This is a genomic window from Methylobacter sp. Wu8, assembly GCF_036440755.1.
GTDB classification, from domain to species: Bacteria; Pseudomonadota; Gammaproteobacteria; order Methylococcales; family Methylomonadaceae; genus Methylobacter_A; species Methylobacter_A tundripaludum_A.
This window is the reverse complement of the sequence record NZ_JAZGVT010000062.1, coordinates 108,312-117,739: the sequence shown is the minus strand read 5'-3', so window position 1 is coordinate 117,739 and position 9,428 is coordinate 108,312. Positions and strand designations below refer to the sequence as shown.

The following is a 9,428-nucleotide window of genomic DNA, read 5'->3' as shown; positions in this document are numbered from 1 at the left end:
ATTACCATGAAGAGCATGAAGGACATGAAGACTTAAACCTTTCATGCCGCTTCATGTCCTTCATGGTTAAAAAATGAAAAATAAAACTTGCTCAAGTTATTTCATGCACGTTCCTTAGTCAGTGAAATCCACGCCAACCAAGACTTTCCCGCCGCTCCGATTTATTTCGCTTGATGCTTAAAACACCCCGCAAGGTCTACATATAATTCACAAAATCATTCATAAGCCGTCTGTTTTCTGTAAGTGCGGAAACAGACCCGGCTACGCGCCGGACAATATCCGTATTTCCCAAAATTGAAAGCCCTAAGGACATCACCCGATTAGAAAGTAAACATGCCGAGCAATCCCAGACTAAACCAATCCATCAAACAAACGCTTGAGCGTCTGCCGGTCGTCATCAACGACATCGAGGCGCGGCCTGATTTCAACGACAACACGGCTTTCGCCACCGACATCGGTTTATTGAATGATTTCAAGCAAGCCTTGTTGATCGTCAGCATCGCCCCTTCCCTGCCGATGTCGGTCATGGCGGAGCTGCAAAACTCGGCGGAGTTCACCGTCCTGCCTCTGCTCGAACATCTGATTATTGCCAATGTGGCGATAACCAAGATGGGACAGTTAAATACCAACCGTTCCATTCCGCCCTCGATGGCGACGCAACACAATGTCAATCTGCTTGCACTGCAAAATGCCGTGCAGACACTGGTGGCGTGTTTGACCGCGGCTCTAATGCCGCCGCCCCCGCCGGTCGAAGGCCGGTTGTTGCGCCTCGAAGTCAGCGGGGCCGACGAGACCGGCGACGGCCAATATGCCGCGGAATACGCGCAGGTTGGCGTAGTCACCATCCGGGCCGTCGTGGAACCGTCCGTCCCCGGCGTGTTCGAGTCCCTGATTTGGGAAGGCGGCGAAGCCGGTTATGCCAACGACTACCGCCTGCTCCCCCGCGACCGGATAAGCCGCCCGGACCAGCCTATGACCGTTGCCGCGTGGCTCGGCAACACACGCTTGCGGATCGCCGTAACGGTGCGGCCCCTGCTGGGCGGTCTCGATGTCAGCAACTCGGTAAAAATCGGCGACCGCTGGATCGCGCACTACGCCGCCGATGGTCAACCCATCGTGGTGCGCGCCGCAATGATGCCGGACAACACGGATGCCTACCGTTATCTAAGCTGGGAGGGCGGCTGCGTGGATTTCGATCATCCGTATGACCGCCGCCTGGTGCCGCGCAATGCGATGACGCCGCCGGGCAAGCCCGTGTCGGTAGCCGCCAGACTCAACCCGACGTATGAAGCTAAAATCGAAGTGGTGCCCCGGTTCACGGCGTTGATCGTGTCCACTGAGTCCGGGATCGTGACCCCGACGTCAACCACCGGGAATACCTCGCACTATACGATCCCCTACGGCAACGGCGCCATTTCGATCAGCGCCGTAACCGAGCCGGTCAGCGAAGAAGCATGGTCCCATCTCGTTTGGACCGGCAATGCCGCCGCTACCGGTCAAGCCAACATCAAGACATTGGCGCGCAATGCCTTGAGCCCTTTCGGCCAGGCCGGATATACCATCACCGTCACCGTGGGCGACACGACGCGCACTGCGGTCATCCAAATCACGCCGACTCTTGTGTCCATGCAAGTGTCCACTGTGGATCGGATTATCGACGCCATCATGGCGGCGGGAAATGTTTCGGATTATTCGGTCAGCTATGCGCTTAAACAAAACGTCACCGTAACCGTGACCACCGCCCCTGACGATAAGGCCGCGTGGGCTTATATCGCCTGGACCGGCGACGGGACTCACGGAAGCCAGGCCAATCGCAGGATTCTGTCCAGGAATGTGCTGACGCCGTTCGGGCAGGCGGGATATTCTGTCAAGGCCGCCGTCAGCGGGACCGCGCTGGTCGCTAGAATCAAGGTAACGCCCACCCTTAATGCGCTGACCATCCCGGTGTACGGCTTTGAAACCGGCGTAGCGCAACAATGGTACAGCTACCGGCTGACCAACCCGAATGTGTTCGACATTTCAGCCCCGATCCCGAAAGCCGTCGTCCGGGCCGAGACCATGCCGGATACGGCGGCGGCCTGGGCTTACATCGCCTGGGCCGACAACGGCAACCCCAATCAGGTCGAAGCCGGTGTTGAGGCGCGTCTGCGCACCGTGCGGCTGGATGCGGCAAACACGGTAAACCTGAGCGCGACCGTCGGCGGGCAACAGCTCCGGGCGCAACTCGATATTCGCGCGCCCCGGCAATGGCGCAACGACGGGCCGCAACTGGCGGTCGACAACATCACTTTCAGCGGCGGGCGCGCCGTGACGATCGACTATGTGACAGGTTCCACGCTGGCCAGGCTGGGCTATTGCAAGCATTTTCCACGGGTTTGGCATCGCGCCAATCCGGGCACTGTGCAGGAATACCCGCAACCGGTCTTATATCAGCCGCCCCAAACCTATACCCGGAATACGCCTATCGGCATAGCCGCAAAAATCAACGTCACCCGGCGGCCGAAGATCGATGCGGACAATACGCCGATCCGGGCCAGCGCTTATTTTCGCCGGTCCGGCGGCCGGGCAAGCCGGCTCGGCTGGCGGCAAGAGGTGAACATTCCGGCTGTCGGCAGCGCTACAGTCATTTTCCCGGACACCAACAGCGCCAATTTGCCCGATGTCATTTTGCACGAAGACCCGCTGTTGATTTTTTGGGAACTCAATACCGGCGGTCAAAACTGGACATTGTTCGACGTGACCGAACACGGCATTTATGTGACGCTGGAAGATCCGATAACGACAGCGCAGAACGCGCTTAACGATCCCGATGCCGCCAAAACGGCTTATACGCTATGGACGGTGCTCGATATTTCCTGTGCCGCCGGTAAAGAAACGGCCGATGCTGTCGGAGCGGCGTTCGGGATTTACTCGGCCTTTCATCCCGAAAACCCCAACATCAAGCTCAAACGCAAGCACGACGGCGTCCTGCTCGCATATTGGCATCCGCGCCTGGGCGCGGCGCAGCATTTGACCGTTACCGCTGTCGGCGCCGTAGCCCCGCAGCTGCTTATCGCCGACGGCGGCGGTTCCAGCCTGTCCTTTGCACAGATGCTGATGTCGATGTTCGGCATCCACGGTATTGACGGAGCGGGGCTGATCCAAGTTAAACCCAATCCCGGCTTATCGGCGGAAGCGGTTCGGTTCCTGATGCGCAACTGGACGTTCAACGCACCGCCCTACGCGAACGGCACAGCCTATACCCATTTTATGAATAACGACGGCAAGGCGGGAGGAAGCGGCGGTTCCAATGCAGGTTGGGCGACCTGGTCCCCCGGAGCCGGACAGAACAGCCCAACGCCGCCGCCCGCGTTCCAGAATCATTTCCTTGTCCGGCTGCAACAGATTGGAATCGACATATTTTTCGATCCATCCTACGGCTCGGCGCCGTTTGCCAATTGGCTGTCCTGGGTTAGCGAGTCGATAACCGGATTGGAACGGCCCAGCATACTCAAGCCGACCGGACAGTGGTACCGCTTTCTCGAAACTTCCGCCCCTGTAAAACTGCCTAACGCCGGGTTCGTCAAGCAAAACCCGTATCAGCTCCCGGTCATCTTCGCAGAGCGGGCCGCCGGCGCTTAGAGACATGGAACTCGGCAATTGCTCCTGCATTGCGCTACCTCCTGCATAACCCACAGGGATGTGGGGAATGCAGATATTGCAGGAGCAAATATCTGTCCATGCAGTCGGCGGATGGCGCGGATCGGACGGTTTTAACGGATTTTTAAACAGTTTGTTTTGGGCTTTTTAATCCGCGTCATCCGAGTTCCATTAACCTGAACTGATCGGCACAACTTTAAATATCGTAAAAATCCCATGCTGAACGGAAAAGCCGCCATCTCTGACTTAGTGGACCTGGAAATCACCGGACTGTTGCGCCTGGTCGGCGGCGCTTCGGGCGTAGCGCTTTACATGGCGAGGACCGCCGCAGGCATATCGAAAATCAGCATAGCCAACGACATGCCTTACGAAACGACGCTGATGCCTATTCCGAACCTGGAAATAGGCGGTGTAATCCTGGATGCCTCTTCCAGTTCCCGGCCGACGATCATCGTGCCGCAATGGCTGCCCTCGGTGCCGGACTGGGCCTTGGCGAACGCCGCTGACGGCGGAACCGCCGGAGCGATACTGGCTTTCGGCGGGGCCGTCAACGCCCTGTTGGTCGGCGGCGCCAAAGAAGGCACGCTGGATATTCCGAACATCCTGGACCAAGCGGATTACAGTCATCCGCGTTTTGTACGCGGCGCGGCTCCGGCTTCCGCGATGAAAGCCTGCACGACCGCCGTTGCGGACGGCGAGACGCTGATGCTGTTCCCGCCGGCAACCGGCAACCGACCGGCTAAAGGCGTCAAGCTGGTTCCTGCCGTTTCGGGCGCAGTGTTTCAGTATGCGCCGGGCGATACCACGTTGTGGGCTGTGTATCAGGAAGGCGGCAGGCAGGCGGCAATATTGTCCTCGCATGGCGTGGCGCTCGGCTCGGTCAAGCTGGTCTCGTTCGACGAATCGCTGGAATCGGTCGGTTATATCGTGCCTATCGTAGACGAGCCGATCGTTGCGGAGTTCGATGTGGATGTCCGGGACGGCGTTTATTTTCTTCTGGCGACGACCGATGCCGCACCGCAACTGATGTTGTTCGACGACACCGGCGCAACGGAGAAGCTGGACTGGCCTGTAAACGGTCTCGGCGAAGGATGCCGGATGACCAGCCCCACTGTGCTAGCCATTCCGGCAGCGTCGACCCTCGATAATCAGGCACCAGCTCCCGCGTTTTTGTTCGCGTTTATCGAAATGGCCGATAAAGGCCCGGTGGGTCTGCGTTTGGGCACGATAACGCTTGCCCCGGCAGACGGTCACCCGCCGAAAGGCTGACAGCAAGCCAAAAACAAGGTCCGAAATATTGATATAAAAAAATAAAAAAATCATCCCAATCGATTCACAAATACCGGACAGAATCGTCTATTAATGCAAAGACCAGTGACCTACAAGCTGCCGGTCAATCCCGGTGGCTCGACACCACCTTGTTTCCATCAACTCAATAAGGAACTCGATTATGGCATTCCCTACCGCCGTCAACGATCAGATTACCGATGCCGTGACCCAATCCAACGTCAAGGTGCTGGGCGACGCCCCGGCCATGGCAATGGGAGCGATCTATCAATCCCTGGCACATTCCACCGGAATCTTGTACCAGAACGCTACCAGCGCCCAACAGCAACTGGCTATCTCCGCACAAGCGGCCACCAATCAGGGCGTTATCCAGCTGTACAGCGTTGACACCATGGCTGGAGCGGTCGCCACCAGCAAAGTCAGCCAAAGCGATGTACCTAACAACTTACTGTCCCTGCTGACTGCCCTCAAAGCAGTGCAGAGTTAATGAATTCGGTGATGCCGAAGCAACATGCCGCCGGATTCGGGAATCCGCAGCCGAATATCCGGTGTCCGGTGGTTGATTAACCCCTTGCTGCAAAACCGCAGCTTAGATATTTTATTGGAGGAGATTAACTATGGCATTTCCAACAGCCGTTAATGATCAGATTACCGATGCCGTGACCCAATCCAACGTCAAGGTGCTGGGCGACGCCCCGGCCATGGCGATGGGCGCGATATATCAATCCCTCGCCCACTCTACCGGCATCCTCTATGAGAATGCCACCAGCGCCCAGCAGCAATTGGCAATCTCCGCACAGGCCGCTACCAATCAGGGCGTGATTCAGCTGTACAGCGTCGATACCATGGCCGGCGCGGTTTCCACTGCCAAGGTCGCGCAAAGCGACGTGCCCGACACGATGCTGGCCTTGTTGACCGCCCTTAAGGCGACCAAGGGATACTAGTGCAGGACTGTATATATCGGGCATCCGGCGGATAACGCGCCAAGGCCCGGCAATTGTAATGAATTCTGCTGATCGGGATGTCCCCGGCAGCAAATGACCAATCGATTTTCGACAAACTATACTAAGGAGTATAACTATGGCAATCCCAACAGCCGTCAATGGCCAAATCACCGATGCAGTGACTCAAGCCAACGTAAAAGTATTAGGCGATGCCCCAGCTATGGCAATGGGCGCGATCTACCAATCCCTCGCTCATTCCACCGGCATCTTGTATCAAAACGCCACCAGCGCACAGCAGCAACTGGCTATTTCCGCGCAAGCGGCCACCAATCAGGGCGTGATCCAGCTGTACAGCGTCGATACCATGGCCGGTGCGGTTTCCACTGCCAAGGTAGCCCAAAGCGACGTACCCGATACGATGCTGGCCTTGTTGACCGCGCTCAAGGCGACCCAAAGCTAAGAGTTAAGTACGAAACGCTTGCCTGGGGGTGGGAGACCAGCCCCACATACGCCACCTAAGTCCTTGCCCATGAAAAATCCATGTTCCTGGGCGGCTTGGCTGCCCAGAATGCGCTTGGCTTGGTGCGTTAGGCCGTTGTTGCGTTGTCTCACAGGCCATCGTCTTTCCGGCCTAACGCGCGGCAAAGCCAGACCGGCTTATGTTACAGGATGAGTCAGGCGTCACCCTGTAACAGGGCGATTTTTTAGCTAAGATCAGGAGAAACAAATGTCAGATCCAACATCAAGCGGCGATCCGCCAAGCCAGAGCGACGAAACCGGCGGAAGTTCTTGTTGCAACCCGCAAATCACCGACGGAGTCACCCAAACCTCGGTCAATGTTTTGGGCTTGGGTCCCGCAACGGCCGCGGTCAACGCCTATATAGGCCAGTCCCAGTCGCAGACCATCCTGTTCTCCAACATGGTCAACCAGCAGGCTCAGTATGCGAATATCGCGGCAGCCTCGTTGACCCAGGAGCTGACCCAGTTACTGGCTGCCGGCAGCGGCGGGGAATGAACGGGATGACGCATCCGATGCCAACAACATAGCGAGGAACAGTCATGGCGGATCCGGATCCTCAAGTAAACCCGCAAATTACCGACGCCGTCACCCAAACTAACGTTAAAAACGTTGGTGAATCGCCGTGGGAGGCATTGGGCGTCGCCTATCAAGCCCTGGCGCACTCGACCAGTCTGTCTATGGAAAACGCCATGCAGACTCAAGGCGGGATGCAACAGGTTGGCAACAGCGCCACATCGGTGATTTGCACCATGTTGTTAAAAGTCGGGCCGTAAAAATGATGTCCAGTTATTCACAAAACCGTTCGCGGAACGTCTGTGTAAATTAGACAGCTGATGACGCCACTTTACAGACTTTTATTTGGAGAATTTCTATGGCATTCCCGACCGCCGTAAACGGACAAATCACCGACGCGGTGACGCAAGCCAACATGTCAGTCCTGGGCAATGCGCCGGCCGTAGCCATGGGTTCGCTGTATACGACCATGGCTCACTCGCTGGGCATTCTGTACCAGAACTCTACCCTGGCTCAGCAACATGCGGCGATTTCCAGCCAGGCGGCGACTAACCTGGGAGTGATTCAAATGTACAGCGTCAACACCATGGCCGCGGCGACGGCGTCCTCAAGGCTGGGTAAAAGCGACAACTCCGGTCTGCTGCTGGCGCTGCTGGTAGCATTGGCGGCAAGCAAACGCTGAATACGGGCATTAAGAGCACACGGACAAACTAATTCAAGAGGCATAACATCATGGCAGATAACACACCGGTCAATTCGCAAATCACCGATGCAGTAACACAGACCAACGTCAAAGTGCTGGGCGAGGCGCCGGCTCAGGCCATGGCGGTTCTGTATCAGACCCTTTCTCATTCCGTCAGCCTGTCGATGCAGAATTCGATGCAGGCGCAAGGCGGTCTGCAACAAATCAGCAACGCCATCACCTCGACCGCCTGCAAGCAAATTCTGGAAATTTCATCCGGCGGCATGGGTGGTTAATTTTATTGACAGACGACTACGGAGTTTCCTATGACAACGATCCATGAACCCGACGAGGATACCAATCCCGAAGAGGCTGTAGCATTATTGGATACAGACGATGCTGTTGCGATTTCTATTGAATTGGACACGGCTGAGAAAGTTGTATTTGAAGCCTCGCGGGTCGAGTTGAACGCAAAAACTGTGGAGTTGGGCGCTAACGATGTAGAAATAGAAGCGATCACCTATATGCTGGAAATGGATCAGGATTTGAAGGACGCCGAGCTATCGCCGCCAACGAATGATACCGATAGCTCGAACACAACGGCCGATGACGACGATGCTGACGACGCGCCATCCGCTAATCAAGCCGCAAAGCCGGAGGACACCCCCGATAATGCCCGCACCTGCGGGACCCCGGCCGGAAATTCAAATGACGTCACCGTAACGACGACCAGCATCAAAGAGCTGAATACTGACGACTCGCCCACGCCGCCGCGTCTCAGCAATAAAATATCAAAACCCAAATAACACTGCCGCCGGAAGAATTCACCCTCCTTCCCTTTTGCCGGAGACCACGAACATGCCTAGCGAAACGCCCTCTCAACAAGAACTGCTCGACCGGATCATGTATGGTTCGGCCGGCGTAAAAGCAACCGAGGCCGCCATACAGTCAGCACTTAAAACATTTACCGACGCCACCGCCAACCAAATGTCAATCCTGGTTCAAAACAATACACTGTACCCGGAAATGCGCGAAGAAATGCTGAAGCTTGAAAAACACGTCATGGAAATGACGCTCGAAGCCATCGACGCCATCCAGGGCAGCGTGCCGCAGCCGCCGAAACCTAACTCCAACAACAAACCTTAAAACGAGACAGGATATACATACCGCTTAGCGTTCGTCCCTGTCTCGTTACATCTCAAAAAACAACCCAAGACTGCCCGTCCGCTTTTACTAACATGCCAACAGTGGTCGACCTTGCCCACTTTTATCGCCAATAAGAGAGGTTCACAACAATGCCCAAGAGCGTATTGCTATCCAACGCGATCCAATCGGTGCTGGACAATCTGGATCCCGTCATCGCCAGTCTCCGAAAACGCCCCGACTACGATGAACCACAAATCGCTATAGTCGCAACCCTGACCGATTTTAAACAGTGTTTGCTTAACCTCCAATTATCAAATCCCCTCTCGATCGAATCGCTAAGACAATCACTTGACTTTGCCAACAAAACAGTACTGCCGTTATTTCTAGGGCTCATCACAGCCAATACGGCCTTAATGAAAATGGGGCAACTGAACCTCAAACGAACTATCCCACCAGAAATGGCCAGAACCCAAAATGATCTGGTCGAACGTTTGCAGTCTTCTGTTCAAATATATGTTGCCAGATCGTCGTCCGTCCTCGATTCCAAAGATTCTTCGGAACCGGACGACGCCCAAACCGAGACGCCTTTTGACGCGCCACGCGATGAACGGGAAATGCTTTTCAGTTGCTGGATAGACACTATCAGTAACATCACCGCTTAGCGCCCTTACCGATAAAATTCCATTACGGGAAATAG

General features: G+C 55.8%; 12 protein-coding genes. All 12 read left to right on the top strand.

The window, feature by feature from the left end; all coding sequences use genetic code 11:
* Positions 1–333 precede the first annotated feature (333 nt).
* The 12 genes from V3O24_RS09955 (at position 334) to V3O24_RS09900 (ending at position 9,393) form a co-directional block, all read left to right on the top strand.
* Positions 334–3,621 (top strand): hypothetical protein, encoded by a 3,288-nt coding sequence (locus V3O24_RS09955; RefSeq protein ID WP_331307128.1) that lies wholly within the window; start codon positions 334–336, stop codon positions 3,619–3,621.
* A 234-nt stretch (positions 3,622–3,855) separates the two neighbouring features.
* Positions 3,856–4,908, top strand: a complete 1,053-nt coding sequence (locus tag V3O24_RS09950) for a hypothetical protein (protein ID WP_331307127.1) — start codon at positions 3,856–3,858, stop codon at positions 4,906–4,908.
* A gap of 181 nt (positions 4,909–5,089) precedes the next feature.
* On the top strand, positions 5,090–5,413 hold the full coding sequence (locus V3O24_RS09945) for a RebB family R body protein (protein ID WP_104423238.1): 324 nt from the start codon (positions 5,090–5,092) through the stop codon (positions 5,411–5,413).
* Positions 5,414–5,543: 130 nt separating this feature from the next.
* A complete protein-coding gene (locus V3O24_RS09940) occupies positions 5,544–5,870 on the top strand; it encodes a RebB family R body protein (protein ID WP_331307126.1) in 327 nt (108 codons plus the stop codon).
* A 136-nt stretch (positions 5,871–6,006) separates the two neighbouring features.
* Positions 6,007–6,330: a RebB family R body protein gene (locus V3O24_RS09935; RefSeq protein WP_104423236.1), complete on the top strand. Its 324-nt coding sequence runs from the start codon at positions 6,007–6,009 to the stop codon at positions 6,328–6,330.
* A gap of 267 nt (positions 6,331–6,597) precedes the next feature.
* On the top strand, positions 6,598–6,885 hold the full coding sequence (locus V3O24_RS09930; RefSeq protein WP_104423235.1) for a RebB family R body protein: 288 nt from the start codon (positions 6,598–6,600) through the stop codon (positions 6,883–6,885).
* 44 nt (positions 6,886–6,929) lie between these two features.
* Positions 6,930–7,163 (top strand): RebB family R body protein, encoded by a 234-nt coding sequence (locus tag V3O24_RS09925; RefSeq protein ID WP_104423234.1) that lies wholly within the window; start codon positions 6,930–6,932, stop codon positions 7,161–7,163.
* 98 nt (positions 7,164–7,261) lie between these two features.
* Positions 7,262–7,585, top strand: a complete 324-nt coding sequence (locus V3O24_RS09920; RefSeq protein ID WP_104423233.1) for a RebB family R body protein — start codon at positions 7,262–7,264, stop codon at positions 7,583–7,585.
* Between the two features lie 50 nt (positions 7,586–7,635).
* Positions 7,636–7,881, top strand: coding sequence for a RebB family R body protein (locus V3O24_RS09915; protein WP_104423232.1), 246 nt, complete (start codon positions 7,636–7,638; stop codon positions 7,879–7,881).
* A 30-nt stretch (positions 7,882–7,911) separates the two neighbouring features.
* The gene (locus tag V3O24_RS09910) at positions 7,912–8,391 is read left to right on the top strand and encodes a hypothetical protein (RefSeq protein ID WP_331307125.1); all 480 of its coding nucleotides are present in this window, start codon (positions 7,912–7,914) and stop codon (positions 8,389–8,391) included.
* 52 nt (positions 8,392–8,443) lie between these two features.
* Positions 8,444–8,731: a hypothetical protein gene (locus tag V3O24_RS09905; RefSeq protein WP_104423230.1), complete on the top strand. Its 288-nt coding sequence runs from the start codon at positions 8,444–8,446 to the stop codon at positions 8,729–8,731.
* Positions 8,732–8,880: 149 nt separating this feature from the next.
* Complete coding sequence (locus V3O24_RS09900) at positions 8,881–9,393, top strand: hypothetical protein (RefSeq protein WP_104423229.1); 513 nt, start codon at positions 8,881–8,883, stop codon at positions 9,391–9,393.
* The last annotated feature ends 35 nt before the right edge of the window (positions 9,394–9,428 follow it).